The sequence below is a fragment of the Acinetobacter sp. YH12094 genome, from assembly GCF_013419295.1.
Taxonomy (GTDB): domain Bacteria; phylum Pseudomonadota; class Gammaproteobacteria; order Pseudomonadales; family Moraxellaceae; genus Acinetobacter; species Acinetobacter amyesii.
Window position 1 is genome coordinate 1 of sequence record NZ_VPAK01000026.1, and the last position, 26,678, is coordinate 26,678.

Annotated in this window: 28 protein-coding genes; 14 read left to right on the forward strand and 14 right to left on the reverse strand. The window is 41.1% G+C overall.

Annotation, left to right across the window (positions count from 1 at the left end):
• Positions 1–299 precede the first annotated feature (299 nt).
• Entirely contained in the window at positions 300–644 is a 345-nt protein-coding gene (locus FTU34_RS14780) for a hypothetical protein (protein WP_228157220.1), read from the forward strand.
• 129 nt (positions 645–773) lie between these two features.
• On the opposite strand, the gene FTU34_RS14785 is transcribed toward FTU34_RS14780, so the two are convergent.
• Positions 774–1,112, reverse strand: a complete 339-nt coding sequence (locus tag FTU34_RS14785; RefSeq protein WP_078189529.1) for a DMT family protein — start codon at positions 1,110–1,112, stop codon at positions 774–776.
• 274 nt (positions 1,113–1,386) lie between these two features.
• On the opposite strand from FTU34_RS14785, the gene mpl reads away from it, so the two are divergent.
• A complete protein-coding gene (mpl, locus tag FTU34_RS14790; RefSeq protein WP_180036063.1) occupies positions 1,387–2,751 on the forward strand; it encodes a UDP-N-acetylmuramate:L-alanyl-gamma-D-glutamyl-meso-diaminopimelate ligase in 1,365 nt (454 codons plus the stop codon).
• Positions 2,752–2,812: 61 nt separating this feature from the next.
• Here mpl and FTU34_RS14795 read toward each other — a convergent pair whose 3' ends face one another.
• From FTU34_RS14795 to FTU34_RS14810, 4 genes are all read right to left on the reverse strand, one after another.
• Positions 2,813–3,283: a BLUF domain-containing protein gene (locus FTU34_RS14795; RefSeq protein ID WP_180036062.1), complete on the reverse strand. Its 471-nt coding sequence runs from the start codon at positions 3,281–3,283 to the stop codon at positions 2,813–2,815.
• 161 nt (positions 3,284–3,444) lie between these two features.
• Positions 3,445–3,630, reverse strand: coding sequence for a hypothetical protein (locus FTU34_RS14800; protein WP_168379504.1), 186 nt, complete (start codon positions 3,628–3,630; stop codon positions 3,445–3,447).
• A gap of 255 nt (positions 3,631–3,885) precedes the next feature.
• Positions 3,886–4,212, reverse strand: a complete 327-nt coding sequence (locus FTU34_RS14805) for a GNAT family N-acetyltransferase (RefSeq protein ID WP_257226301.1) — start codon at positions 4,210–4,212, stop codon at positions 3,886–3,888.
• Positions 4,213–4,525: 313 nt separating this feature from the next.
• Positions 4,526–4,831: a GNAT family N-acetyltransferase gene (locus FTU34_RS14810; protein ID WP_373686510.1), complete on the reverse strand. Its 306-nt coding sequence runs from the start codon at positions 4,829–4,831 to the stop codon at positions 4,526–4,528.
• A 132-nt stretch (positions 4,832–4,963) separates the two neighbouring features.
• Between FTU34_RS14810 and FTU34_RS14815 the strand changes: the two genes are divergently transcribed.
• Entirely contained in the window at positions 4,964–6,157 is a 1,194-nt protein-coding gene (locus FTU34_RS14815; protein WP_180036059.1) for a sugar transporter, read from the forward strand.
• 302 nt (positions 6,158–6,459) lie between these two features.
• Positions 6,460–7,425, forward strand: coding sequence for a TerC family protein (locus FTU34_RS14820; RefSeq protein ID WP_180036058.1), 966 nt, complete (start codon positions 6,460–6,462; stop codon positions 7,423–7,425).
• Positions 7,426–7,491: 66 nt separating this feature from the next.
• On the opposite strand, the gene FTU34_RS14825 is transcribed toward FTU34_RS14820, so the two are convergent.
• The gene (locus FTU34_RS14825; protein ID WP_180009163.1) at positions 7,492–8,094 is read right to left on the reverse strand and encodes a nucleotidyltransferase family protein; all 603 of its coding nucleotides are present in this window, start codon (positions 8,092–8,094) and stop codon (positions 7,492–7,494) included.
• A 220-nt stretch (positions 8,095–8,314) separates the two neighbouring features.
• On the opposite strand from FTU34_RS14825, the gene guaD reads away from it, so the two are divergent.
• The 3 genes from guaD to FTU34_RS14840 all read left to right on the forward strand — a co-directional run bounded on the left by guaD (position 8,315) and on the right by FTU34_RS14840 (position 10,822).
• Positions 8,315–9,631 (forward strand): guanine deaminase, encoded by a 1,317-nt coding sequence (guaD, locus tag FTU34_RS14830; protein ID WP_180036057.1) that lies wholly within the window; start codon positions 8,315–8,317, stop codon positions 9,629–9,631.
• Positions 9,632–9,856: 225 nt separating this feature from the next.
• Entirely contained in the window at positions 9,857–10,384 is a 528-nt protein-coding gene (gene hpt / locus FTU34_RS14835; protein WP_078194457.1) for a hypoxanthine phosphoribosyltransferase, read from the forward strand.
• 180 nt (positions 10,385–10,564) lie between these two features.
• Entirely contained in the window at positions 10,565–10,822 is a 258-nt protein-coding gene (locus FTU34_RS14840) for a GlsB/YeaQ/YmgE family stress response membrane protein (protein WP_180027157.1), read from the forward strand.
• Positions 10,823–10,903: 81 nt separating this feature from the next.
• On the opposite strand, the gene FTU34_RS14845 is transcribed toward FTU34_RS14840, so the two are convergent.
• The gene (locus tag FTU34_RS14845) at positions 10,904–11,602 is read right to left on the reverse strand and encodes a DsbC family protein (protein WP_180036065.1); all 699 of its coding nucleotides are present in this window, start codon (positions 11,600–11,602) and stop codon (positions 10,904–10,906) included.
• A gap of 116 nt (positions 11,603–11,718) precedes the next feature.
• Entirely contained in the window at positions 11,719–12,651 is a 933-nt protein-coding gene (gene dmeF / locus FTU34_RS14850) for a CDF family Co(II)/Ni(II) efflux transporter DmeF (protein ID WP_180036056.1), read from the reverse strand.
• A gap of 56 nt (positions 12,652–12,707) precedes the next feature.
• On the opposite strand from dmeF, the gene FTU34_RS14855 reads away from it, so the two are divergent.
• Entirely contained in the window at positions 12,708–12,974 is a 267-nt protein-coding gene (locus FTU34_RS14855) for a metal/formaldehyde-sensitive transcriptional repressor (protein ID WP_180036055.1), read from the forward strand.
• Positions 12,975–13,089: 115 nt separating this feature from the next.
• On the forward strand, positions 13,090–14,271 hold the full coding sequence (locus tag FTU34_RS14860) for an MFS transporter (protein ID WP_257222263.1): 1,182 nt from the start codon (positions 13,090–13,092) through the stop codon (positions 14,269–14,271).
• 15 nt (positions 14,272–14,286) lie between these two features.
• Here the strand turns inward: FTU34_RS14860 and FTU34_RS14865 are convergent, their stop codons facing one another.
• From FTU34_RS14865 to rpmH, 6 genes are all read right to left on the reverse strand, one after another.
• On the reverse strand, positions 14,287–14,727 hold the full coding sequence (locus tag FTU34_RS14865; protein ID WP_180036054.1) for a hypothetical protein: 441 nt from the start codon (positions 14,725–14,727) through the stop codon (positions 14,287–14,289).
• Positions 14,728–14,740: 13 nt separating this feature from the next.
• Positions 14,741–16,096 (reverse strand): tRNA uridine-5-carboxymethylaminomethyl(34) synthesis GTPase MnmE, encoded by a 1,356-nt coding sequence (gene mnmE / locus FTU34_RS14870; RefSeq protein ID WP_180036053.1) that lies wholly within the window; start codon positions 16,094–16,096, stop codon positions 14,741–14,743.
• A 92-nt stretch (positions 16,097–16,188) separates the two neighbouring features.
• Positions 16,189–17,955, reverse strand: coding sequence for a membrane protein insertase YidC (gene yidC / locus FTU34_RS14875; RefSeq protein ID WP_180036052.1), 1,767 nt, complete (start codon positions 17,953–17,955; stop codon positions 16,189–16,191).
• A gap of 5 nt (positions 17,956–17,960) precedes the next feature.
• Positions 17,961–18,281: a membrane protein insertion efficiency factor YidD gene (yidD, locus tag FTU34_RS14880; RefSeq protein WP_078189510.1), complete on the reverse strand. Its 321-nt coding sequence runs from the start codon at positions 18,279–18,281 to the stop codon at positions 17,961–17,963.
• Positions 18,282–18,290: 9 nt separating this feature from the next.
• Complete coding sequence (gene rnpA / locus FTU34_RS14885; RefSeq protein WP_078189509.1) at positions 18,291–18,683, reverse strand: ribonuclease P protein component; 393 nt, start codon at positions 18,681–18,683, stop codon at positions 18,291–18,293.
• 31 nt (positions 18,684–18,714) lie between these two features.
• Complete coding sequence (gene rpmH / locus FTU34_RS14890) at positions 18,715–18,849, reverse strand: 50S ribosomal protein L34 (RefSeq protein ID WP_000831329.1); 135 nt, start codon at positions 18,847–18,849, stop codon at positions 18,715–18,717.
• 660 nt (positions 18,850–19,509) lie between these two features.
• On the opposite strand from rpmH, the gene dnaA reads away from it, so the two are divergent.
• The 5 genes from dnaA (at position 19,510) to FTU34_RS14915 (ending at position 26,315) form a co-directional block, all read left to right on the forward strand.
• Positions 19,510–20,895: a chromosomal replication initiator protein DnaA gene (gene dnaA, locus FTU34_RS14895; RefSeq protein ID WP_168379515.1), complete on the forward strand. Its 1,386-nt coding sequence runs from the start codon at positions 19,510–19,512 to the stop codon at positions 20,893–20,895.
• Positions 20,896–21,003: 108 nt separating this feature from the next.
• Positions 21,004–22,152, forward strand: coding sequence for a DNA polymerase III subunit beta (dnaN, locus tag FTU34_RS14900; RefSeq protein WP_180036051.1), 1,149 nt, complete (start codon positions 21,004–21,006; stop codon positions 22,150–22,152).
• A 23-nt stretch (positions 22,153–22,175) separates the two neighbouring features.
• Complete coding sequence (gene recF / locus FTU34_RS14905) at positions 22,176–23,258, forward strand: DNA replication/repair protein RecF (protein WP_180009130.1); 1,083 nt, start codon at positions 22,176–22,178, stop codon at positions 23,256–23,258.
• 43 nt (positions 23,259–23,301) lie between these two features.
• Positions 23,302–25,770: a DNA topoisomerase (ATP-hydrolyzing) subunit B gene (gene gyrB, locus FTU34_RS14910; RefSeq protein ID WP_180027161.1), complete on the forward strand. Its 2,469-nt coding sequence runs from the start codon at positions 23,302–23,304 to the stop codon at positions 25,768–25,770.
• Between the two features lie 170 nt (positions 25,771–25,940).
• On the forward strand, positions 25,941–26,315 hold the full coding sequence (locus FTU34_RS14915) for a hypothetical protein (protein ID WP_180036050.1): 375 nt from the start codon (positions 25,941–25,943) through the stop codon (positions 26,313–26,315).
• Positions 26,316–26,678 lie beyond the last annotated feature (363 nt).

Below are 26,678 nucleotides of genomic sequence, written 5' to 3' on the forward strand. Positions count from 1 at the left end.
CTGATGCTAGTTGGTCTAACACCTTGCAATGTTTGTCTTTTATACGTAATTTAAGGGTTTTCATGTACTTATATTAACAATCAAAACTCAAGGAAAATAGTCCTTAGTTAAATCAAACGACACTTCAGGTCGTGTCGCTTATATCTCTGACCTGAAGGACAGAGTTTTACGCTCCATTTGATAAAATTTAACGGTTGTCTTTAAAGAGAAAACTCCATAATATTTTTATAAAATTATTTTTATTTTTTTCAATTTTATAAAAACTTTTATTAAATCAATATTTATAAGACACTTTAAAGATGAAACAGATCTTCATCCTGCTCACTTTAGCCTTAAGCTCTCAGAGTTTTGCCCAACTGGTTCAACTCAATACCAGCCAATTTGAAATAGAATTTAACCTCTTACAGAAACAAAAAGGCTATAACAGCCAGATTAAGAGTAATGGCTACATCCACGAAAAATTTTTAGTCACTGGCAAATCGATCATTGATGAACGTGAGTCGTTCAAGATGACAGGCTATTACAAAGCAGATGATGGCCGTGATAACATGTATTCAATTTCAGAATATCGTGTGTATTGTGATGACCAAAGCTTTGGTTTTGCACTCATGGACTTTGAAGCAGACGGTCAAAGACTGTACTAACCAATGAGAGTGATTATGCCTTTGACTATGAAGATCCCACTCCACGAGACCGTGAGTTTAGTAAAGTCCTCAAAAATGCCTGCAAACACGCCTCACTTAAATGATCAGAGCCATGCAGCATTGGATCAGTTAAGCACTGCGAAACACGAAATAGACACATCCAAAAAGGCATAAACCTGCCCACAAATAGTCCAACTTAAAGGGTTGTTTAAAAAGGAAAATCATAAATGGAACGAAGACCAATAGCGTCACGACTTCTTGTGTGATTTTCATTTGACCCAAAGACCACCCATGTTTGGCCAACAGTCGCGTTGCTGGGATCATAAAACTATATTCGAGTAATGCTATAGCCCATCCAAATAAAATCGCTTGCCAGAGCGGCGCATCATGTAGAAATTTCAGATGTCCATACCAGGCCAAAGTCATAAAACAGTTGGAGATAATCAATAAAAATAGGGCAAGTGACATAAGCAATCAAGATCGCAAAAAATTGCGCTTATTGTACGTTTTTCATCATGATTTCGCGCCTATTTTCCGTGTTTTTATCCTCAAGAAAATTGCGTACATTTGATCAGTTACGTGCTCAATCTTTTTGCACGATCTCATACAAAAAAATCTATCTTTTCGCTAAGACCCTTGCTATGGTTGCTCTCAAATGAAATTAACCTTTTCAACCAAATCTATAATGACAACACCACAATAACAAAGTGATGTGTCGATAAAAGCAGTGGAGTTAGAACGAATGCATCTGCATATCTTGGGTATTTGTGGCACCTTTATGGGTTCATTGGCGCTCTTGGCGCGTGATTTAGGACATAAGGTGACGGGTTCAGACCAAAACGTTTACCCACCAATGTCTACCCAATTGGAAAATGCAGGCATTACCTTAATGCAAGGCTATGACCGTAGCCACCTTCAACCACACCCAGATCTCGTGATTGTCGGCAATGCAATGAAACGTGGCATTGATGCAGTGGAATACATGCTGAACGAAGGCCTGCCTTATATTTCTGGCCCACAGTTCCTTGCAGACCACGTGCTACAAGGTAAACATGTCTTAGGTGTTGCAGGCACCCATGGTAAAACGACAACAACGACCATGCTCGCTTGGGTCCTCGATCAAGCAGGTTTAGAACCAGGCTTTTTGATTGGCGGTGTGCCATTGGGTTTCACTGAGAGTGCACGTTTAGGCGGTGGAAAATACTTCTGTGTAGAAGCCGATGAATACGATTCTGCATTCTTCGACAAACGTTCGAAGTTCGTGCATTATCATCCAAAAACGGCGATTTTAAATAACCTTGAATTTGACCATGCCGATATCTTCGACAACTTGGCGGCGATTCAAAAACAATTCCATCATCTAGTGCGTACTATTCCAAGTGAAGGCCGTATCATTGCGCCCATCACAGAGACAAATATTGATGAAGTCTTGGAAATGGGCTGCTGGACACCTGTCGTGCGTACATCTTTAGATGCCAATGAAAAGTCTGAACTGTACGCAGAACAACTATCGAACGATGGTTCTCACTTCAAAGTATTACAACACGGTGTGGTAAAAGGCGAAGTCAAATGGAATATGACTGGGCAACACAGTGTAGCCAATGCTTTGGCAACCATTGCTGCGGCTGAACATGTCGGTGTTTCGATTGAAACGGCGTGCGAAGCACTTTCAAACTTTGGCGGTGTAAAACGTCGTATGGAGCTTTTGGGCACAATCCGTGGCATTGAAGTGTATGACGACTTTGCACATCACCCAACGGCGATTGATACCACGTTAGAAGGTGCGCGTAAGCGTCTGGGTCAACGTAAGCTTTGGGCGGTAATCGAACCACGTTCTAACACCATGCGCATGGGTAGCCATAAAGATGGCCTTGCACATTCTGCACGCTTAGCGGATGAAGTGATTTGGTATCAACCTGAAGGTTTGGATTGGGATCTACAGCCTGTGCTTGAAGCTGCTACGAATAAAGCTGTGGTGGCTCGTTCACTGGATGACATCATTCAAACCATCGTAAGCGAGGCAGGCGAGGGCGATGCTGTGGTGATTATGTCGAATGGCGGTTTTGGTGGTTTACATCAGAAGTTGATCAGTGCATTAAAAGCCTAAACCCACTAGATAAAATAAAAAAAAGCCCGCTGCGCGGGCTTTTTTTTTATTCACACTCAGCTTAAAAATAATGCTGATAGCCTCGGTTTTTATAGCCTAAATCCAGCTTAACCGGCTGTTCAACATTTTCTAATCTTAACAATGTCGTTAAAAACGCCTGAATTTGTTCCGTATTAAGCAGGTTTGGTTGAAAGCTTGAATGTCCAAAGCGCTGGAATAAACTGGCAATTTCACTATGTCGATTTACATATTTCATCGACCATTTTGAAAAATCGATTTGATCAATAGTTTGATCAGGATAACGCACAATATCCCGATGCCGCGTATCTTGCATAATATGCTGAAAAAGCTGTTCGAGTGCCGCTTGCTCACCTTGCAGGCATTGGAAGAACCGGCCTTCTGCATAGTACAGCACGCCAAAAATATTTTTTTCAGTATTAAAGCTGCGGGCTCTCACCAAAATATCACTTAAATCTTGTATTAAATCAAATTGTTGTTCTACACGTGTACTGGCATAACAGAGTTGTATCATTGTGTTTATTCTTAAAGTATTTGCACGATTTTAACGTAGAAATCGCTACAGAATGAGTAAAATATTTGTATATTTTTTAATCAAATGTGCTTTTTAACTTACAACAGAAAACCGATATCACGGATACCGAAATTAGCTTCAAATTTTTAAACTGATCAACATTAAAACAATGAAACGATTCCTCTTTGAGGATGAATACAGAGGTCTCCCATGCTCAAAAATTTATTCATATTTTTATCGATCACTTGTGTATATTTTGCTGCCTTAATCATCCTGAATAATTTTGGCATTTCAGATTTTTTAAATGTCGTGATTTGCTCGCTTATCTTAGGAATAACACTGCGCACCGTGATTCCTCACTATCTTATTTATTTACTGATGATGATGACCATTGGCAGTATTTATTTTGTGCTGAATGATTTTGCTTTATTAAATATCATGTGTTTAAGCTTGGTTTTAGGAATATTGATCTGCTCAATTTTGTTCCAATTGTGGCCACATATCGTCAAAACACCATCAACGCTGTTGAAACTCAAGCTCAATTGAGCACAAAGCAGTTTTTAAATTTTCATACTGATAAAACGCCCGCATCGCGGGCTTTTTTAGGCTTGAATATCGGCTAATGTCTTGTCTCGGCGAAACATCACCTCTACATAAGAACAGGTTGGAATAATTATTAAGTGTTTGTCACGAGCAAATTCCACCAAATGATCCAATAACACACGAGCAACCCCTTGCCCGCGTAAGGAATCATCTACCCACGTGTGATTTGCCACAATGCTGTGTTCATCACGCCATAGATAACTCATTTCTGCGAGGCGTACACCCTCAGCATTTAACTGAAAAAATTCACCTTTTTGACCATTATCTTGATGTTGCATAGTCACTGTTTTTTCTTCCTTTTTATGAAAAAATACACCGTGTAACAAACGAGAAAGTGATTGGTAAAGAACTTAAACGACCTATATTCAACTGTAGGTGATAATAAATCCGTACACCTTTCACATTAATTAAAAAACAATTAAATCACATTTGCCGGATATTTTTATTATGGACCTTTATATCATCGCCATCTTTGTATTACTGATTGCTGCAGCATGCTTGGTTGTATCGCTGTATAAATCACGATCTTAATTCAACTTCACAACTAGATTTCAAATAAAACAGCCTGATTGCAATACGATCAGGCTGTTTTTATTTATCCAAATGATTAATTCACATCACGCTATACAATTTAGCGTATTAGCGTAGAACATCACGAATCGATTCATCTTTATCAAATACAGATTTTGCAAAAGGGCAGAGCGGAATAATTTTCACACTCTTTTCCCGGGCAAAACTCACTGCTGCATCGAGGAGATGTCGCCCAACACCTTGTCCTCGCAAGCTATCACTGACATCGGTATGATCAATAATAAATTTATCATCGCCTGCCCATGAGTAAGTCATCTCTGCCAAACGTTCCCCATCTTGCTCAACAAAAAAAGCCCCTTTTTTTTGATCATCATCTTGTTGTACAAACATCTTAAATTTCCTCCATTTTTTTATAAATTGGCATGTAATGCAGGTCAACTCTGTTGTTTTTGTATTAATTTAAACCGCATGCACAGGGCTTAAATCGGTTCCTGCTTGTGTATAGAGCATAGTAAAATAAGCCACTTTATTTATTTGAAGACACTCATGTCTGCCTCTCCCTCCGAAACGGCTTCTTCTGGCTCTTGGACGGCTGTGATTGCTTTGGCTTTCGCAGCATTTATTTTTAATACCACTGAATTTGTACCTGTCGCTTTACTCAGCGATATTGGCAAAACCTTTAGCTTAGCCGCAACCGATGTCGGTATCATGATTACGCTCTATGCATGGGTGGTTGCGCCGATTTCTTTGCCGATCATGTTATTGACAAAAAATATTGAACGTCGTTCACTCCTGATTTGCTTATTTATGGTGTTTATTGTCAGCCATATTCTGTCGTATTTCGCATGGAGCTTTAATACCTTATTACTCAGTCGAATCGGCATTGCATTCTCACATGCACTTTTTTGGTCCATTACTGCATCGCTGGCGGTTCGTGTTGCGCCGAAAGGCAAAGAATTTCAAGCCTTGGGGCTTTTGGCCACAGGCACAGCTTTGGCGATGGTTCTCGGTATTCCGTTTGGGCGTATGGTCGGAGAAGCCTATGGTTGGCGAAATACCTTTGCTCTGATTGGCATTGGGGCCAGTATCGTTTGCCTGATTTTAGCCAAAACGCTGCCAATACTGCCGAGTTTGAACTCTGGCTCGCTGAGCAGCCTAAAACAGTTTATTCGTCGTCCAAGCTTAATGATGGTCTTTGCATTAACCATTATCGTCATTAGTGCGCAATTTACCGCATATAGCTATATCGAACCGTTCTCGCTCAACATTGCTGCATTCAGCTCCATGCAAACCACCACGTTGTTATTAATCTTTGGTGCAGCAGGCTTTCTAGGTTCTTATCTCTTTGGAAAATTTGGTGGGAAATATCCCAAAGTTGCGATTCCTTTGAGTACAGCCACACTGGCTTTATCCATGCTGCTGTTGCTTCCTGTTTCTTTCAGTTTTGCAGGTGTAAGTGCAGTGTGCTTATTGTGGGGCATGAGTATCATTGGATTTAGTCTCGCATTACAGTCAAAGACACTACATCTCGCATCCGACGCCACCGATGTCGCCATGGCTATCTATTCAGGACTTTATAATGTCGGGATTGGCGGTGGTGCACTCTTGGGCGGTATCGTCAGCGTTCATTTCGGTTTGAGTTATATTGGTGTGATCGGAGGAATCATCGCCGTGATCGGCACACTTTTAGCCTTAGCGTTAGTACACCGTGGTGATTTTAACCCTCCTGTGGCACATTAAATGAATTCGCAAATTGCCGATTGCACTTTGTACTAAAAACTGTCATGCTTTGCCGCATATTTGGACAGTGTCCAAAACAAAATTTGAACAAGGGGAGTAGCCTCCTCCAAACGTAAACCTTGTTTTACGTGTCAGAATATCGTCATTACACTTTGCAAAAAGTCGGTATCTGAGCATCGCTGCTGAAAATCATTACAGTACGATGTAGGCAAGACCTTGATCATGTTGTCTCAGGCGTTTTATTTCGTCTGGCAACTGGTCGAGGTTTTTTTATGGCTGGTTGTTAGATGTGGAGAATACACATGGAAACGATTGGCTCATTATGGCTATATCTGGCATTTTTCGGTTTAGTCACCATCATGCTACTCATCGACTTTTTAGGCTTTAAAAATAACAAAGGCCAAGAAATCAAAGTCAAAACCGCTGCCTATTGGAGTATTGCATGGGTCTCTGTGGCTACCTTATTCGGTGGTGCACTGTGGCTCTACTTACAGCAAACCGCTGGTGTCGCTGTTGCAAACACCAAAGTCATGGAATATTTCGCTGGTTATCTGCTCGAAAAATCACTCGCAATTGATAACGTTTTTGTCTGGCTCATGATCTTTGCTGCCTTTGCCATTCCACCTGCTTTGCAGCGTAAACTGTTACTCTACGGTGTACTCGGCGCAATTGTACTCCGTACTATCTTTATTTTTATTGGGGCATGGTTCGTTCAAGAATTCTCTTGGGTGCTGTACATCTTCGGTGCATTCCTAGTGTATACCGGCTTTAAATTCCTTAAGGGTTCAGACGAAGACGACAAAGATATCGAAGATATGGCAATTTTGAAGTGGCTACGTAAACACATGCGTATTACCCCTCAGATGCATGAAGATAAATTCTTTGTTCGTCAAAATGGTGTCTTATGGGCAACGCCGCTCTTTTTAGTGTTGATCTTGGTTGAAGCATCGGACGTCATTTTTGCGGTTGACTCAATCCCAGCGATCTTTGCGGTTACCTCTGACCCATTCATTGTACTGACGGCAAACTTAATGGCGATTTTAGGTCTACGTGCAATGTTCTTCCTCTTGTCAGGTGCTGCATCGAAAATGCATTACTTACCATATGGTCTGGGCATTATCCTCGTGTTTATTGGCGCTAAGATGCTATTGCTCGATGTGTTCCACATGCCAATTTGGATTTCACTCGGTTTTATTGTGGTGACCTTAACCATTACTGCATGGTTATCAATCCGACACAGTAAGAAGTACCATCAAACCACGTTATAAAACGCTTAGATAAATAAAAGCCTTCTTTCGAGAAGGCTTTTATTTATTTTGTAACAAAGCCATGAACTAAGCTTCAGGCGTCATCAAGAGTTTGAGTTTCGGCCAACGTTGTAAAAATTGTTTCTCTTCTATACGTTGCAAAAAAGTCGCTCGACTAACTAAGGTTGAATTCCAACGCAGTTTTAATTCAAATAAATCAGCTAGTCCAAATGGTGCCACGATTTCTACTTGATCAAGCTCATTTAAACGGACGGCAACAGCCGTTGCAGTTTCAACCCACAAAGAAAGGGCATGGGAAATCGATGTTATGGGCAAAATAGAATCACCATTGTCTAAACGATACCAATGATGCACCAAAGCTTGGTTGGTCACATCCCACTGTATCAATGGAAAGAAAGACTGCATTTCTTTTTGGATCTGATCACTATGAGCACCGTTATCCTCAGCATCATAAAATATAATATCCACCTCAGTATGGGACAGTGTATAGCTGTGTTGGTGTAGCACTGACCACAGCATATTTCGAATGACACCTGCGGCAATATACGCACTGGCATCCACCAAATAAAGCTGCTTTAAAATAGACATGATGCCGTCATGTTGCTGAATCAGTTGCTGCAAGCGCTCAACATAAGTGGCTTCAAGCTGTGATTGATTCACAGGATGCATTGGATGGGACATAGATACACGGTTGAATTCTATTCTTTGATTCGATTTAGCCTGACACAAGCGCATTGATTTAATCAATCGCTTTGAAAAAATGACATGCTCTCGACATACATTAATGGCTGTTCGATGTTTTAGAACATGATCCTCTAATTACAACAACGCCTTTTCTAGCCAAATTAAGCTACAATCAACCGAAAAAATTCTAAACTGCAGGTATGTCATGTCTTCTGTTATCGCATCTACAGCGATCCGTGGTCGCTTTCTAGATATTCAGAATACAGTTGCCCAAGCACGTGAAATTCACGACCAAGTGCGCTATTTCGAAGATGGTTTGCTGATTACGCAAGCCGGAAAAATTCAATGGTTCGGTCCATGGTCTGAGGGACAACACCATCTCCCAGATCAGGTTGACGTACAGCATTATCCAGATCAATTGATTGTTCCGGGTTTCATCGACACCCACATCCATTATCCACAAACGGAAATGATGGGGGCTTATGGTGAACAACTGCTGGAATGGCTTGATACTTATACCTTCCCAACCGAAATCCAATTTGAAGATCCGGCTTATGCAGAGCAAATTGCACAGTTCTTCGTAAACGAGTTACTCAAAAACGGAACCACAACAGCCTTGGTTTTTTGTACCGTTCATCCACAATCGGTCGATGCTTTATTTAAGGCTGCAGAACAGCATCAGATGCGCTTAATTGCCGGTAAAGTGATGATGGATCGACATGCACCTGAAGCATTATGTGACACTGCAGAGAGTGGCTATAACGACTCCAAAGCACTCATCGAAAAGTGGCATGGCAAGGGCCGTAACCTTTATGCCATCACGCCTCGCTTTGCCCCAACCTCAACGCCTGAACAATTGGCACGGGCAGGGGAGCTAAAAGCCGAGTATCCTGATGTTTATGTACATACGCATTTGAGTGAAAATAAAAATGAAATTGCGTGGGTCAAATCATTATTCCCTGAGCAAAACGGCTATTTAGACGTTTATCATCATTATGGTCTGACCGGATCACGTTCCGTGTTTGCACACTGTGTGCATTTGGAAGATGCTGAATGGGACTGTATGCATCAGACCAACTCTGCCATTGCGTTTTGTCCAACCTCGAATTTGTTCTTAGGCAGTGGTTTATTTCCATTAAAGAAAACATGGGAAAAACAGGTGAAAGTCGGCTTAGGCACAGACATTGGTGCAGGCACCTCATTTAACCAACTACAAACCATCAATGAAGCCTACAAAGTTCAACAACTTCAAGGCGATAAACTGTCCGCATTTGAAGCGCTGTACCATGCCACGTTAGGGGGAGCAAAAGCCTTAGACCTACAGGACAAACTTGGAAACTTTGATTTAGGCAAAGAAGCAGATTTTGTGGTGCTCGATTTAAATGCCACGGCTTTACAAGCCTTACGTCAACAACGTGCCAAAAATCTGGAAGATGCTTTATTTGCCCTCATGCTGATGGGTGATGATCGTAATATCCATGCCACCTATGTGTTTGGACAATGTGCGTATGTCAAAGCATAAAACGGCTCGACCGAGACGAAAAACAGCGTTGAAAATTGGACTGATTGCCGTCGCTTGTTTGTGCTTACTCAAGCGTGACAGCACTTCCAAGAAAAACTGATTACATTTTCAACGGCAAAAAAGATGCATCTGCGAGCCAGATGTATTAAAATTGGTTCATCTTTAGAGGTGTTGCAAGTCAACACCTTTTTTATTTTTTTGATTTGCTTTTTTAGGTATCTACCCATGTCTGTTCAAATGAGCGTACTGATTTCCACTGAAGAAATTCAAGCTAAAGTGAAAGAGCTTGGCGCAAAAATTGATGCACACTATGCTAACAGCGACAAAGAGTTGGTGTTAATCGGTCTTTTACGCGGTTCTGTTATTTTTATGGCTGACCTTTGCCGCGCAATTTCAAAACCGCATGAACTCGACTTCATGACCGTTTCAAGTTATGGCGGTGGGACCGTATCTACTCGTGATGTAAAAATCTTAAAAGACTTAGACGGCGACATTAAAGATAAAGATGTCTTGGTGGTTGAAGATATTATCGATTCAGGAAATACCTTAAGCAAAGTTTTAGAAATTTTACAGACGCGCAATCCAAATTCAATCGAGCTTTGTACTTTGGTTAGCAAGCCTTCACGTCGTGAGATTGAACTCGAAGTGAAATTTTTAGGTTTTGAAGTCGAAGATAAATTTATCGTAGGTTATGGTCTGGACTATGATCAAAAATATCGTCACATTCCATTTATTGGCGAAATTGGTCTCTAAGCAAGATCAGATACTTAAGAGTGGCCGAAGGCCACTTTTTTTTTACTTTTCTTGCTATTTCAGAACAAAAAAACAACAGTTTTTTGCATGTTTAGGCTGTAGCTCAGCTTAGTTTTGATTAAAGATAAAGATTGAACATGTCGTAAAAAACAAATACATGATAACAAAAGGAGAGTTACTATGTGGTCACTCATTGTTGCGATTGTTGTTGGTTTTATTGCTGGTTTAATTGCACGTGCGATCCATCCTGGAGATGACAAAGCGGGTTTCATTATGACCACCCTTCTCGGGATAGCAGGTTCCTTACTTGCGACCTATGGCGGACGTTTATTAGGTCTATATGGAGAAAATTCTGCCGCTGGATTTATCGCATCCGTTATTGGTGCGATTATCGTGTTGTTTATCTATAATCTCGTTACGAAAAAAACCCGTGTCTAGTTTTTTTTATAACGCCATTAAAATACCCGCCTATAGACGGGTATTTTTTTAATTGTACTTTATTCATCGTACAGCTTGAAATTATTTAATCTCTTTTAAAATTGATTCTAATTCAGCAGTCGGGTATGCACCTGTTAAAATCGAACCATTAGCAAACACAATTCCCGGTGTACCATTTAATTTTAAGCTTTTTGCTAATTTTAAATTTCGCTCAATCGGGTTTGCACAGCTTTTCGCTGACTTCGGTTGAATTCCCTTATTGATTAAATTATTCCAGGCCATAGCAGGGTTTGACTCACAAAAAATCTGCTTCGATGGCGCCAACGACTGTGGTTTTATCGCTGTGACAAAAGTATAAATGGTCACATCATTGAGTTTTGCCAGTTCTACTTCAAGCTTCTTACAATATGGGCAATTTGGGTCAGAAAAGATCGCGATTTGGCGCTTCCCATTCCCCCTGACTGTTTTAATCGCATCTTGTAATGGAAGTTTATTCCACTCAGTTTTTTGCTGACTGAGGATCAATTGTTTGGTCAGATTTTTTTGATCTTTTAAACGAATCATAGAACCTGCGATCACATAATCCGCATTTTCACTCAAATACAAAACTTGATCTTCAACAAAACCGCTATATATGCCCGGCATTTCGGTACTTTGAATATTTTCAATTTTTAAACTGGGGTGCTTTTCTGCCAAGAGCTTTTGAACCTGTGCTGCATCTGCCAAAGCAAAAGTCGAAAGGGTGGTACTCAACGCCAACGCACATATTTTTTTCAACATAGACCGAACAACTTCAACATTTAATTGATTCAGCATTCTAAGCCTTAACACGTGAAAGTCTTGGGCATTTTTCAGTTCATTACGCAATAGCTACATGCCGTTTCACGTGGAACATATTAAGCTGCATCAGGTGAATTAATTTCAACAGACACATGTACAATTTCTTCATGAATCGACAGCGCTTGACGCACTTCATCTGCACTCAATGCCTGACTTGTTTCTAAAGCCACAATACATGAAAACTGACCTTTACCCACTTTCCATACATGTAAATCAGTTACATCGACGTCGACAGGTAATTGCATTAAAATCTCTCGAATCTCATCAACGACAGGATGATCCATTTCTGCGTCCAGTAATGTTTGTCCTGTTTCTTTCATCAGCCCAATGGCCCACTTACCAACAAGTACCGCACCAACAATCCCCAATAGCGCATCTAAAAATCCCCAGCCCATCCATTTTCCAGCAAATAAAGCCACAATCGCCAACACCGAAGTCACCGCATCAGCAACCACATGCATGAAGGCTGCTTTCTGATTGAGGTCGTGATGATGATCATGCTGCTCTTCATGGCTATGCTGGTGATGGTGATGGTGATGGTCATCATGCAATAACCAAGCACAGATTAAATTCACCACCAGACCTAAAATCGCAATAGGGATTGCTTCGTTATAATGAATTTGGACCGGGTTGAATAAGCGTTCCACCGAATGAAAAGCCATAAATACAGCAACGACCATCAATAATATCGCGCTGCTATAGCCCGCTAAAATTTCAATTTTCCAAGTTCCAAAGCTAAAACGAGCGTCTTTGGCATAGTGGCGTGCCGCACGATAGGCAAAATAGGCCAAGCCTAATGCCAACATATGTGAACTCATATGCCAGCCATCTGCCAATAATGCCATCGAATTAAAAATCCATCCGCCAATGACTTCTAACAACATCATGACTGCCGTTAAAATGGTGGCAATTAAGATCCGTTTTTGTGCGAGTGGATTACCTTCATCAAATTGATGATGATGAATTCGGATGGATGGGGAAGTTTTCATTAGGTTCTATGCTTAAATATACTCCCCCATAGTATATTTATTTTCGGGAGAAAGTGTTGAGTTATTTACATCAGGACAAAAAGATTTTAAATCGGGTTAAACGTCTACAAGGTCAGGTCAATGCGGTTGAACTGGCTTTACAGCAACCCGAAGCAGGGTGTATCGAGGTTTTACAACAGGTTGCGGCCATCAAAGGTGCTGTAAATGGATTAATGAATGAACTCATCGAAGCACATTTACGCCATCATGTATTGCCTCAAGATGTTGAAATCAATGAAGCAGAACTGGAAGATTTTGTAAAACTGCTTAAACGCTATGGATAACGTTACAACTGTGATTTGACCATGGAAAACAATCGGCATTAAACTGAGTCCATATATTCTTCTTTCTCATACAGCACAATATTGACCCTATTGACTGTACCTCTGCGACTTTAAAATGACCACATCTCCCTCTTGGCGACCGTTTATCATGGTGAGCCTTGCACTCTGTATGGGCACTATTGGTACAGCGCTAGCTAGTCCTCTGTATCCCATTTATCAGCAACTTTGGGGACTGCTGCCGAGTCATATCACCTATATCTTTGTTGCCTACATGTTTGGTTGCCTAGCGACCTTGCTGTTTTTAGGTCGTGCCAGTAACAGTTTTGGTTTTTTAAGAACCCTGCAAATCGGTATGGCGTGCATCATCTTAGGTTTAAGCTTGTCGGTGTTTGCCAGTAATGCGCTGTGGTTATCTATCGGGCGCTTTATTATCGGCATTGCCTCGGGTTTAATCAGCACCTCAGCCATGCTTGGTCTAGTCTATACCATCCCTGAACAGCATAAAAATAATGCACCGCAGCTGAGTTCAATCATTACCGTGATTGGTTTTGGACTTGGCCCATTTATTGGTGGGGTGATTGCCCAATTTTCGGAACAGCCTTTAGTCACCCCTTATATCCCTGTGATCTTTGGGGGTTTGGCGTGTCTAATAGGGTTATTTTTTATTCGCACACCGAATTTTGAGCCACAGCCTTTTTCAGTGGCACCACATTTGGAATTGCCTGAAAAGCGTGATCATTCACGATTTTATATCGCCGGACTAACTGCCTTTTGTGCCTTTGGCTCTTTTAGCTTATTTGCATCACTCGCACCCTCTTTCGTCAAAGATGCAATCCCATGGCATGGCCCTTTGGTCAGTGGTAGTGCCATTGCAAGTATCTTGCTGGTTTCCGCTGTCGTGCAATTTATGGCGAAATCGATTCCTTCTGCAAAATGTGTCAATGCCGGCTTAATGGTATTAATACTGAGCTATGCGCTCCTTGCGCTATGTATGACCCAACACTGGAGTGCATTGTTTTTTATTAGCGATATTCTAGTCGGTGTAGGGCATGGCCTGGGGCTTTTAGGCGCATTTGGCTTAGTTCATCAAATGACCAACAATCAAAACCGTGCTGCGGTGATCTCGACCTATTTATTTATTGGATATCTAGGCACCATTATTCCAATTATTGCAGCCGGCTATTTATCTGATCATTTTGGTTTAATCACAGGGGTACTGGGCTTTTGTATTGGTGTCGGCTTGCTGTGTTTATATTTACTGTATCAAAATTTATCGATGAAGAAATTTACAGTATGAAACCCTTAGATACGATTAATTTTCTTCTCTATACATCCATGCCTGTTCAGGAGGAATTTCATCTATTTGATCCTGAATGTAAAAAATCAAATTTTTAGTTTTTGATATTGCGGTCATTTTTTTATAGTCAACCTGCATTTCAGGATCTTCTTCCCATTGTTTTAAAAAGGATTCTTTGGGGTTCTGTTCGGTTGTTTCATGAAAATAAACCACACCACCATCAGATGTTTGTGGATCATGGTTGCCATCTAAAGATAAAATTTTGACATGAATAAAATATGCTTTTAATTCAGAATTTGTATCTTTAGTAGCGTTAGCAAGATTAGGATCTATATCCATTTGATGCTGAGTTTGTATCTGTGTTGATGTTGCAACATCATCAACAGAAGTTAAAGCCGCTTCCTCCTGAGAACAAGCGGCAAGCATCCATGCAAAACAAATCATGATTTTTTTCATATTTTTAGCGCATTTATTTACCAATACAAAACGATCCGAAGATCTTGCCGAGTAAATCATCCGCACTAAAGTCACCCGTAATTTCACCTAAAGCATTTTGCGCCAACCGTAGAGACTCGGCTACCAACTCACCCGCATGATAAACTACCAACTGCTCACGTGCTTCTGCAAGATAGCGCTGAGTGCGCTTCATTGCATCTAAATGGCGTGTTCGAGCAATAAAGGTATCTTCTTCTGGTTGAAAGCCTGCATGCGCTGTAATCGCATCAATAAGCGCTTGAACGCCAGTTTCTTGTTTAGCCGAAACCCTAATATGTCGAAAACCGTTTAAATCGGTAATTTCCGCGGTAGATCCCGTCAAATCGCATTTGTTACCAATCAACATCAACCGCTTCGGTTCAATATGATCGGCAAAGTACGCTTGAGCCAATTGTAGTGGATCTTCGCCCTGACTTAAGTCATAGACCAAAAGTAACAAGTCAGCTTGCTCAATTTCTTTAATTGCGCGGCGAATCCCTTCTTTTTCGACGATATCACCGGTTTCACGTAAACCTGCAGTATCGGTCAAGGTAATCGGCAAACCATTGAGGCTGATTTTTTCATGTAAAACATCACGTGTCGTACCCGCAATATCCGTCACAATCGCACGTTCAACACCCGCTAAAGCATTGAGTAGCGATGACTTACCTGCATTGGGTTTACCAGCAATCACCACTTGTAAACCTTCACGTAGTAACTGACCTTGACGGGCAGATTGCTGCACAGCATGGACCGAGCTTGCCACTTCATCCAATAAACCCAAAATCTTACCATCCGCCAAAAAGTCGATTTCTTCTTCAGGAAAATCAATCGCTGCTTCCACATGCAAACGCAAATGGATAAGTTTTTCTAGCACTGTATTGACCTTGCTCGAAAAAGCACCTTGTAATGAACGTACCGCAGAACGTGCCGCCGCTTGAGAGGTAGCATCAATCAGGTCGGCAATCGCCTCGGCTTGCACCAAGTCCATTTTGCCATTTTCAAAGGCACGCATCGAAAATTCGCCCGCTTTTGCAGCAATAGCACCCAATTCAAGTAACCGTGCCAATAATGCATTTTGAATAACCGGTCCGCCATGACCTTGAAGTTCAACAACATCCTCACCCGTAAACGAGTGCGGATTTGGAAAGCAAATCACCAAACCTTCATCCATGATTTCATTCGATGCATCATAAAACTTACGGAAACCAGCAAAACGTGCTTCTGGTAAGGATTGCTGCGTTAATGCTTCTGCAATGGCATAAGATTTGGGACCAGACAGGCGAATCACGCCGACACCACCACGACCCGGCGGTGTGGCAATTGCTGCGATGGTGGTTCGGTTTAACATAAAATTTACCTAAAAATTTTCAAACGACAGATAAAGAAAAATCCGCCTAAGATTACCATCTTAAGCGGATTTATTCAGCCCATCAGCAATGCTTAGTTTGCTGAGTCAGCTGCTTCACGTTTTAAACGTTCTTTTTCAACAGATTTGTTAATCAAACCTTGTTGAAGAATAGTAATACTGTTGTTACAGATCCAGTAAAGCACAAGGCCCGCAGGGAAGAACAACATAAATACCGTAAAGATCACTGGCATGATTTTGAAGACTTTCGCCTGCATTGGATCAGCCGGTTGTGGGTTCAAACTTTGCTGAATAAACATGGTTAAGCCCATTAATAACGGCAAAATAAACCACGGATCCATCGCAGATAAATCTTGAATCCAACCTAACCACGGCGCATGACGTAGTTCAACGGACTCCATTAACACCCAGTACAAAGCAAGGAAGATCGGCATTTGGAGCAATAACGGCAAGCAACCTGATAGTGGGTTTACTTGTTCACGTTTATACAATGCCATCATTTCTTGCGAGAAGCGCATACGGTCTTCACCGAACTCTTCTTTCATGCGTTGCATTTCAGGTGCAATCACACGCATTTTCGCCATAGAGCGGTAGCTCTTCGACGACAATGGCCACAAGATCAGTTTCACCAGAATGGTCAATAGAATAATTGACCAACCCCAGTTACCCACTAAACCGTGGAAAAACTCAAGACCGACGAACAATAATTTCGCAATTGGCCATAACCAACCATAGTCTACTGTTTGGTTTAAACCAACTGCCAATTCTTTTAATTCAGATTGGATTTTTGGACCTGAATAGAACGTTGCATCTACTTCTGCCACAGTTCCTGCAGGAACATTGATTGCAGGTGAAGTGAACTGAATAATGTTCATATCATCAGTAGATTTACGTGACTCAAGTTTCGCAGCATACGGTTGACCATTGGCTTGCGTTAATTTGATCTGTCCAGGAATCCACGCACTCACGAAGTAATGCTGAACCATTGCAACCCAACCGCCAGTTGCTTCAACATTCAATTTTTCTTCATTGAAGTTGGCAAATTTAAGTTTGTTGTAATGTTCTTCAGGCGAACCCCATGCACCACCAAGGAATGTACCTAAAGTGAAAATACCTTGATCAGATTTACCTGGATCTTCAGAGTTGTCGCGTTTAAGCTGACCAAACATCTGACCTTGCCAGTTCTGAGCACTGCGGTTCACGATTTTATGATTCACGACAACAGGGTATTCACCTTCAGTGAAGTTAAAGGTTTTAATAACCTCTACACCATCTGCTGTTTTATAAACCATTGGTACTGACAAAACTTTTGCTGTTTGGCCATCTTTACCCTTCACAGCTTTTGCGTCATTCAACGTATATGAAGATTTTTCAATCTCATAGGTTGGACGTCCTTTCGGATTGCTGTCAGGGCCATTAAGACCAATTAAGCCAGACTGAGCAACATAAGTCCGTTTCGCATCGCTTTCAAGCATTACAAACGGTTCGTCGCTGTCTTTATTTTTGTCATGATTGAGTAATTCAATACGAACAATATCGCCACCCTTTGGATTAATCCAAAGATGGTAAAGGTCAGTTTGTACTGAAATTAACTGTTGACTAACAGGTGCAGTGGCATCTGTTGTTTGTTGTGTAGCAGCATTATTTGCTTGCGGCACATCAGTAGCAGCCGTAGCTGTCTGGCCATTTGGCAAATCGGCAGATACTTCATGCGTTACCACCGCAGCATTTTGCTGAGGTTTTTGTTCCGCATTTCCATAATCTTTCTGCCAAGCCAAAATGAGCAAATATGCGACAACAAACATGGCCCCTAGAATTGCAATCCTGGCCCATTGTTGCATAGGTATTACCCCAAGTGGTTAGAGTGATTTTGGTTCAATAAACGTTCACGAAAGGGTACAGCAACGTGAAGCGTTTGAGAATCTATTTGCTGAAATGAAATAAAACGAATTGCTTTTGATGGAACAGGATCATAGCCTGAACCGCCCCAAGGATGACAACGGCAAATACGCTGAACAGCTAGACACACTCCACGTACAGCACCATGTTGATGGACTGCTTCCAAAGAATATTGAGAACATGTTGGAATATAACGACAGCGTGGTCCCAATAAAGGACTAATCGCAATCTGATAGAAACGAATGAGCCAATGCAGTAAACGAACCATTGGTCATCTCTACGCTTGTGGGGAGGTAGCTATTTTTTTATGCTTATTTGCAAGGCGCTGCAATTTTTGCCAAGCAAATTGTAATTGCTGATGCAACTCTGCATTCGGTACCGCCTCTATGCCCATTTTTGGCATAACGACAATATCTAATACATTAGACTGCTGTTGATGCAGGCGAAAACTTTCGCGTGCAAGTCGTTTTACTCGATTTCTTTCATGTGCGCGGCGCACTTTTTTCTTAGCAACAACAATACCCAAACGGCTATTCGGCTGTTCGGAGATTTTTGCTAGAAATAAGAAATGGGGTTGATGCACTTTAAAAAGCGCACCATCGAACACACTTTTATAATCGGCAGCACAGTGTATTCGCACATCTGTGCTAAAGCCGTAAAGTGTTGTCATAACACCCAAGTCTTGACAGTCTTAACTGAAATTAAACAGTTAAGCTGTGACGACCTTTTGCACGACGACGCGCTAATACTTGACGGCCAGCTTTAGTAGCCATGCGAGCACGGAAACCATGAACGCGTTTACGTTTCAACTCAGAAGGTTGGAAAGTACGTTTCATATCGAAACTCCAAAAATGATCTTTCAGTAAAGGTTCGCGATTTTAGTGCTCATTGCTTGAGCTGTCAATGAAAAACACGCTTTCTTTCAAAATCTAGGCTGTGATATATCAAGATAATATAAGGATTAGAAATCAGTCAGAAAGTTTTAAATTAAAATATCCACAAACTAAATCATTGTATATATTAATTATTTAAGTTATCTTCAAGTTTACTCACAGATTTATCCACAATCCCAAATTTGTGAATTGGTTTTTATGAATTTAAATTTGAATTTAAACTAACCATCAAGTTATCCCCAGAATGGGTCGATCTTATAAATAAATTCAAATTTTAAAATTTAAATTTATTACTATTAGTGTTGATATTTTCTGTGGAAAACGTGTTTTTAGATTTAAAAAACAAATGATTATATTGTGGATAACGATGTTTTTATAATTTTGATAGTTTGTGGATAACTTTGTGCTACAATTTATCCACAGCTTGCGGATAAACTTATCCACACGTGATTTAAATTTAAATTTAAACTCAATTTGCGTTTTTTTGATCGATTTCGACTGATTTGTTCATGACAGATGTGGATAAGATGGTTAGAATGGCTGCCCGCTTAGGCGGGGTTAAATTATTTTTTTACGTACAATGGACTGAAATAGGGGTTTCACATGCTTTGGACAGACTGCTTAACTCGCTTGCGACAAGAGCTTTCAGGAAATGTCTATACAATGTGGATACGCCCACTGGTGGCAGAAGATGCAGGTGATAGTCTAAAACTCTATGCACCGAATCCGTATTGGACACGCTATATTCAAGAGCACCATTTAGAACTTATTTCAATTTTAGCGGAACAGTTGTCTGAAGGTCGGGTACGTAAAGTTGAGATTTTGGTCGATTCACGGCCTGGTGCAATTTTATCTGCAGCTGAGCAACCGGCAACAACCACCGCAGCTTTAGAGTCAACACCACAAGTGTCGGCACCGACTCGTCCTAAAAAAGAAAAAGAAGAGACGTCATCAAAGAATAACCGTAAGCGTCAGCTTAACCCATTATTTACCTTTTCCTTGTTTGTTGAAGGCCGTTCCAATCAGATGGCGGCAGAAACCTGTCGTAAAGTCTTGACGCAGCCCGGTGCTTCGCAGCATAACCCGTTATTTTTATATGGACCGACTGGTTTAGGTAAAACCCATTTAATGCAAGCCGTAGGTAATGCATTATTGCAAGCGAAGCCGAATGCACGTGTGATGTACATGACGGCTGAAAGTTTTGTACAAGACTTTGTGAGCTCGTTACAGCAAGGTAAGGTCGAGGAATTTAAGAAAAACTGTCGTTCGTTAGATTTGTTATTGGTGGATGATATTCATTTGTTGGCGGGTAAAGAGGCCAGCTTGGTTGAGTTTTTCTATACCTTCAACGCTTTATTGGATGAATCTAAGCAAATCATTTTAACCTCAGATCGTTATCCAAAAGAACTGACTGAACTTGATCCACGTTTGGTTTCACGTTTTTCGTGGGGCTTATCGGTGGGTGTTGAACCGCCTGATATTGAAACCCGTATTGAAATTTTACTGAAAAAAGCGGAAAGCAATGGGGTGGAACTTCCACGGAATTGTGCGTTGTTTATTGCTCAACAAGTGGTTGCCAATGTCCGTGAACTAGAAGGTGCGCTGAATAAAGTCGTAGCCATTTCTCGTTTTAAAGGCACCCCAATCGATCTAGATGTGGTGCGTGAATCGTTAAAAGATGTATTGGCAATTCGTGCGCGCACCATCAGCACGGAAAATATTCAGCGTGTGGTCAGCGAGTATTTCCGTATTCCACTGAAAGAATTGATTGGTCCAAAACGTACACGCATTTATGCACGTCCACGTCAGTTGGCTATGGGGCTAGCACGTGAGCTGACAGGGGATAGTTTTCCTGAAATTGGTATGGCTTTTGGTAATCGTGACCACAGTACTGTGATGCATGCCTGTGAAAAAGTACAAAGCCTGCGTGAAGAAGATCCAATCTTCAATGAGGACTATAAAAACTTGCAACGTCTGCTGCAAAGTTAAGTCTTTTCGTTCAAATTCTGTTCTTGCAATGCGGTATATTCTGCCGCATAGTACACTGCTAAAAAATTAATTTATTTTGTCTGTCTTCAGTTTTTAGAGGAATGTATCGTGCGTTTAAAAATCGCGAAAGAAAGCTTACTGAATGTTCTATCACATGTCGTAGGAGCGGTTGAACGTCGCCATACCTTAAATATTTTATCCAATGTAAAAGTACAGGTAACAGAGCAAGCTTTGACCATTACGGGGTCGGATCTTGAAGTGGAACTGGTTGCAAGCACATCACTTACTGAAGGTGCATGTTTACAAGCAGGTGTGACGACTGTTCCTGCACGTAAATTGATGGATATCTGTAAATCATTACCGTCAGCGGCATTGATTGATTTGCAAATTACTGAAGATCAACGTTGTATTTTAAAATCTGGAAACAGTCGTTTTGTATTGGGTACTTTGCCTGCAGAAGACTATCCATTATTAACCACTGAAAATACTCAAGGCACTCAAGTCGGTGTGACTCAGCGTGAGTTAAAGCGTTTATTTGAGAAAACATCTTTTGCCATGGCGGTTCAAGATGTGCGTTTCTATTTGACAGGTACTTTGCTTGAAATTGATGAAAATCAATTGCGTACAGTAACGACCGATGGTCACCGTTTGGCGATGTGTGAAACAGCGGCAAGCTCGAATGCGACACAAGCAATGCAAGCGATTGTTCCACGTAAAGCTGTAGGTGAATTGCAGCGTCTATTGAGTGTTGAAGACGAGCAATTATCGTTGTTGATTGGTCGTGAATTATTAAATGTAACGATTACCATTGCCAGCCGTGATAAAGAGCAGGGTGATATTACCGTACGTTTCACCACAAAATTGATCGATGGTAAATTCCCTGACTACCGCCGTGTGATTCCACGTGGTGGTGATAAAAATGTGCGCATTGCACATGATGTATTTAAACAATCACTACAACGTGTGGCGATTTTAAGTAATGAAAAATTGCGCGGCGTATTCTTGAAGTTTGATGCGGACACTTTACAACTTCGTGCCAATAACCCTGAACAAGATGAAGCGATCGAAGATCTCGCGATTCAATATGCTGATGCACCGATGGAAATGTCATTCAATGCACAGTACTTATTGGAAGTTCTGAATGTGTTGGATGGTGATGATGTTGCAATGACCATGACAGAAGCCAACCAATCTGTATTGGTACAAGATCCACAACAACAAGATCAAACCTATGTTGTGATGCCAATGCGTGTTTAATTCGGACTGACGTCTCAATTATTATGCATATCACGCGTTTACATGTAGAACGTGTTCGAAATTTAAAGACGGTTGCACTCTCTGGGTTGCAGCCGTTTAATGTCTTTTATGGGCAAAATGGTTCTGGCAAAACTTCTGTATTAGAAGCAGTACATTTGCTGGCAACCGGCCGTTCTTTTCGAACCCATATTCCGAAAAACTATATTCAAAATAATAGCCCTGACGCTGTTGTCTTTGCGCAGTCTGCAACAGACCGCATTGGTATGCAAAAAATGCAGTCGGGCGAGCAAGTGATTAAAGTCAATGGCGACCTTGTGGGGACACAAGGGCAGTTGGCTAAGATTTTACCACTACAACTCATCGACCCACAAAGTACCGATATTATTGATCATGGTGCGAAGCCACGACGTCAACTTTTAGATTGGTTGATGTTCCACGTGGAACCGGAGTTTTACCATGCATGGCAATATTATGCGCGGGCATTAAAACAGCGGAATAGTTTGCTGAAATCACGACGTCATTTGAGTTTGTCTGACCTAGAACCGTGGAACAAAATGCTCAGTGATTATGGTGAGATATTACATAGTCTGCGCAGTAATGTGGTGGAACAGTGGACGCGATATTTCCAACAAGATCTCCAAGCATTATTGCCGCATTTAACAGTGACATTGGAATATAGTGCAGGCTTTCATGCTGAAACAGGACTGCTGAATGATCTGACCAATCAGCACTTTAAAGACTGCGAACGTGGCTATACTGAGTATGGTCCGCACCGTGCAGATTTAAGGTTAAAAACCGCTATGGGGGATGCAGATGTTGTGCTCTCTCGTGGGCAAAAAAAGTTATTGATCATGGCGTTAAAACTGTCACAGATTGCAATGCTACATGCTTGTAATAAGGAAACTGTGGTATTATTAGATGATCTGACAGCAGAATTAGATTTAACCGCACAACAGCGTTTAATTGAGCGTTTAAGCCATCTTGGTAGTCAAGTTTTTATTACCACTTTAGACCATGATTCAGTGCAAAAACACTTACATGATTTATCTATTTCTTATCAATTATTCAAAGTTGAAAATGGTACGGTGCAGGCTGTTGTGCAATGAAATACCACCTTTGGATAGACCTATTTTTCACTAGGGAGAAACCATGAGTTCAGAAGATCAAGCTGCTTCTCAAACAGAACAAACCATAGAAAAAGCTTATGATTCCTCTAGCATCAAAGTATTACGTGGTCTAGACGCTGTACGTAAGCGTCCGGGCATGTATATTGGTGATACTGACGATGGTACTGGCCTACACCACATGGTGTTTGAAGTTGTCGATAACTCAATTGATGAAGCGTTGGCAGGTCATTGTGACGAGATCAATGTAACCATTCATGAAGATGAATCTGTAAGCGTATCGGATAACGGTCGTGGTATTCCTACCGACATTCACCCAGAAGAAGGTGTTTCTGCTGCAGAAGTGATTTTGACGATTCTGCATGCGGGCGGTAAATTTGACGATAACAGCTATAAAGTTTCAGGCGGTCTACACGGTGTAGGTGTATCCGTGGTGAATGCGCTTTCAAGCAAGCTCGAATTAACCATTCATCGTGCGGGTCAAATCCACCAGCAAGAATATAAACACGGTGATTCCGTGTATCCATTAAAAGTGGTGGGTGAGACAGATCGTACCGGTACACGTGTACGTTTCTGGCCAAGTGCTGAAACCTTCAGTCAAACGATTTTTAATGTCGATATTTTGGCACGTCGTTTACGTGAATTATCGTTCCTGAATGCAGGTGTACGAATTGTCCTACGTGATGAACGTATCAATTTAGAGCACGTTTATGATTATGAAGGTGGTTTGTCTGAGTTTGTAAAATATATCAACCAAGGCAAAACCCATCTGAACGAGATCTTCCACTTCACTACTCAAGCGGATAACGGCATTGGTGTGGAAGTTGCATTGCAGTGGAACGATTCTTATCAGGAAAATGTTCGTTGCTTTACCAACAACATTCCACAAAAAGATGGTGGTACGCATTTAGCGGGTTTCCGAGCTGCATTAACCCGTGGCTTAAACAGCTACATGGAAAGCGAAAACCTACTCAAAAAAGAGAAAGTGGCGGTTTCTGGTGATGATGCCCGTGAAGGTTTAACTGCAATTGTTTCGGTGAAAGTGCCTGATCCAAAATTCTCTTCGCAAACCAAAGAAAAATTGGTGTCGAGCGAAGTGAAAACTGCGGTTGAGCAAGCCATGAATAAATCGTTCTCTGAATATCTTTTAGAGAACCCACAAGCTGCTAAATCGATTGCAGGCAAAATTATTGATGCAGCACGTGCGCGTGATGCAGCGCGTAAAGCACGTGAAATGACACGTCGTAAGAGTGCGCTTGATATTGCAGGCCTGCCAGGTAAATTGGCCGATTGTCAGGAAAAAGATCCTGCATTGTCTGAACTTTACTTAGTCGAAGGTGACTCTGCGGGCGGTTCAGCTAAACAGGGCCGTAACCGTAAGATGCAAGCGATTTTGCCGCTGAAAGGTAAAATCCTCAACGTGGAACGTGCACGTTTTGACAAGATGATTTCTTCTCAAGAAGTGGGAACGTTGATTACTGCTTTAGGCTGTGGTATTGGCCGTGAGGAGTACAACCCAGATAAACTGCGTTATCACAAAATCATCATCATGACCGATGCTGACGTCGATGGTTCGCACATTCGTACGCTATTGTTGACCTTCTTCTTCCGTCAAATGCCAGAACTTGTGGAACGTGGATATATTTATATTGCACAGCCACCGTTGTATAAGCTGAAAAAAGGCAAGCAAGAACAGTACATCAAAGATAATGATGCGCTTGAGACGTACCTGATTTCAAATGCAATTGATGAGCTTGAATTACACATCAGTGCAGAAGCACCTGCCATTCGTGGTGAGGCTTTAGCTGGCGTGATTGCGGATTATCAAACCTCTCAAAAGAGCTTGCATCGTCTGACTGTACGTTATCCTGCAAGTGTGTTGGATGGTTTATTGGCAGTAGAAGGCTTTAAGTTAGATCAAGCAAATAACCAAGACTATGTACAGACTTGGGGTGAGCAACTACGTGCCAATATTGAGAAAACTCAACCTAGCCTACGTCCTGAATTAAGCTTAGAAACGTTTGAGCATGAAGATACTGAAGGCAATAAGTCAGCGACCTATTTCCCGCGTATTACCATCTATGTTCATAATTTACCGCACCAATACTTGTTAGATTCAGGTCTATTGGGTTCAGGTGAATATGCGCGTTTACTCAAAAATTCGAAGAGTTGGTTCACCTTATTGGAAGAAGGTGCTTACCTACAAAAAGGCGAGCGCAAAATTCCAGTGAGCAGCTTCCATCAGGTTTGGCAAAACATCTTACAAGACTCACGCCGTGGCATGATGATTCAGCGCTATAAAGGTTTGGGTGAGATGAATGCTGAACAGCTTTGGGAAACTACAATGGATCCTGAGAACCGTAACATGCTGCAAGTAACGGTACAGGATGCGATTGAAGCTGATCGTATGTTCTCTTGCTTGATGGGTGATGATGTGGAACCACGTCGTGCTTTCATTGAAGAAAATGCGTTAAATGCGGATATTGATGCCTAAATTCTGATTACAGAATCATTCAAAAAAGCACTCTTCGGAGTGCTTTTTTTTGTGCTATCTTAAATAAAATTGAATATTAAATCGCCAATTTGTGTTTTATTAAATTGACTTATTCTGATGCTAAGCTCAAATCAATTTGAACTTAGCAGCTAAAAATAAGAGGTCTATATATGATGGACAATCAACTTGAACACATTCGTGACATCTGGGTAAATGCATTTTTTACCGGAAATTATACTGTTTTAGCCGAATACGAAGATGAGCACTTTAAGGTGGTTTATGAGCAAGACGGGCGTGTCGAAAGTAATTATGTCCGCTATGAACGTATTGCACATGCAGTGAAAAATGGGGTTTGGAAACCACAAAAACCAGACGTAGAATTTGAAGATTATGAGTTTAATCGTGACCAAACTGAGTGCAAAATTTTAATTGGTTTAGCTGAAACACAGCAGCAAATACAGGAAATCTGGCATTTTGATCAGACCTGGAAAATACAAGAATTACGTTTTTTAAAGGCAAAAACCCATCCTTCTGCCTTATCTTAAACAATAAAAAGTTTAAATTGATGTCGTGAGTGGAGATAAAATGCATCCATCTTGCAAATGTGGATAAGTTTTGTGAATTTTCACATTTAATAGTGTTCAACATCAAAGTCATTTATAATTGTGGATAACATCATTTAAAAATATTTATCCATAAAAAGGTGGTTCGATATTTTGAATTTAAAAAATAAAAATGAATTTAAAACTAAGATTTGAATTTAAAAATGGCTTTTGTGGGTAACTGCGGCAATGAGTTTGATGTGAAGTATATTTTTTGAATTCATTTACAAAATTAGGGTAATAGCTATCGCTGAATTTTTAGATTCTTTCCGAATAGAAATGCCTAACGATGCAATAACCAGTTGG

Excerpts from the sequence above, each read along its gene's own strand:
- recF (WP_180009130.1), top strand. The coding sequence starts at position 22,176 with ATGCATATCACGCGTTTACATGTAGAACGTGTTCGAAATTTAAAGACG.
- FTU34_RS14795 (WP_180036062.1), bottom strand. The coding sequence starts at position 3,283 with ATGATACAACTCTGTTATGCCAGTACACGTGTAGAACAACAATTTGAT.
- FTU34_RS14860 (WP_257222263.1), top strand. The coding sequence starts at position 13,090 with ATGACCACATCTCCCTCTTGGCGACCGTTTATCATGGTGAGCCTTGCA.
- gyrB (WP_180027161.1), top strand. The coding sequence starts at position 23,302 with ATGAGTTCAGAAGATCAAGCTGCTTCTCAAACAGAACAAACCATAGAA.
- FTU34_RS14865 (WP_180036054.1), bottom strand. The coding sequence starts at position 14,727 with ATGAAAAAAATCATGATTTGTTTTGCATGGATGCTTGCCGCTTGTTCT.
- FTU34_RS14845 (WP_180036065.1), bottom strand. The coding sequence starts at position 11,602 with ATGTTGAAAAAAATATGTGCGTTGGCGTTGAGTACCACCCTTTCGACT.
- FTU34_RS14915 (WP_180036050.1), top strand. The coding sequence starts at position 25,941 with ATGATGGACAATCAACTTGAACACATTCGTGACATCTGGGTAAATGCA.
- FTU34_RS14780 (WP_228157220.1), top strand. The coding sequence starts at position 300 with ATGAAACAGATCTTCATCCTGCTCACTTTAGCCTTAAGCTCTCAGAGT.
- FTU34_RS14815 (WP_180036059.1), top strand. The coding sequence starts at position 4,964 with ATGTCTGCCTCTCCCTCCGAAACGGCTTCTTCTGGCTCTTGGACGGCT.
- FTU34_RS14840 (WP_180027157.1), top strand. The coding sequence starts at position 10,565 with ATGTGGTCACTCATTGTTGCGATTGTTGTTGGTTTTATTGCTGGTTTA.
- yidC (WP_180036052.1), bottom strand. The coding sequence starts at position 17,955 with ATGCAACAATGGGCCAGGATTGCAATTCTAGGGGCCATGTTTGTTGTC.
- FTU34_RS14785 (WP_078189529.1), bottom strand. The coding sequence starts at position 1,112 with ATGTCACTTGCCCTATTTTTATTGATTATCTCCAACTGTTTTATGACT.
- rpmH (WP_000831329.1), bottom strand. The coding sequence starts at position 18,849 with ATGAAACGTACTTTCCAACCTTCTGAGTTGAAACGTAAACGCGTTCAT.
- guaD (WP_180036057.1), top strand. The coding sequence starts at position 8,315 with ATGTCTTCTGTTATCGCATCTACAGCGATCCGTGGTCGCTTTCTAGAT.
- FTU34_RS14820 (WP_180036058.1), top strand. The coding sequence starts at position 6,460 with ATGGAAACGATTGGCTCATTATGGCTATATCTGGCATTTTTCGGTTTA.
- mnmE (WP_180036053.1), bottom strand. The coding sequence starts at position 16,096 with ATGTTAAACCGAACCACCATCGCAGCAATTGCCACACCGCCGGGTCGT.
- FTU34_RS14825 (WP_180009163.1), bottom strand. The coding sequence starts at position 8,094 with ATGCATCCTGTGAATCAATCACAGCTTGAAGCCACTTATGTTGAGCGC.
- dmeF (WP_180036056.1), bottom strand. The coding sequence starts at position 12,651 with ATGAAAACTTCCCCATCCATCCGAATTCATCATCATCAATTTGATGAA.
- mpl (WP_180036063.1), top strand. The coding sequence starts at position 1,387 with ATGCATCTGCATATCTTGGGTATTTGTGGCACCTTTATGGGTTCATTG.
- hpt (WP_078194457.1), top strand. The coding sequence starts at position 9,857 with ATGTCTGTTCAAATGAGCGTACTGATTTCCACTGAAGAAATTCAAGCT.
- yidD (WP_078189510.1), bottom strand. The coding sequence starts at position 18,281 with ATGGTTCGTTTACTGCATTGGCTCATTCGTTTCTATCAGATTGCGATT.
- rnpA (WP_078189509.1), bottom strand. The coding sequence starts at position 18,683 with ATGACAACACTTTACGGCTTTAGCACAGATGTGCGAATACACTGTGCT.
- dnaA (WP_168379515.1), top strand. The coding sequence starts at position 19,510 with ATGCTTTGGACAGACTGCTTAACTCGCTTGCGACAAGAGCTTTCAGGA.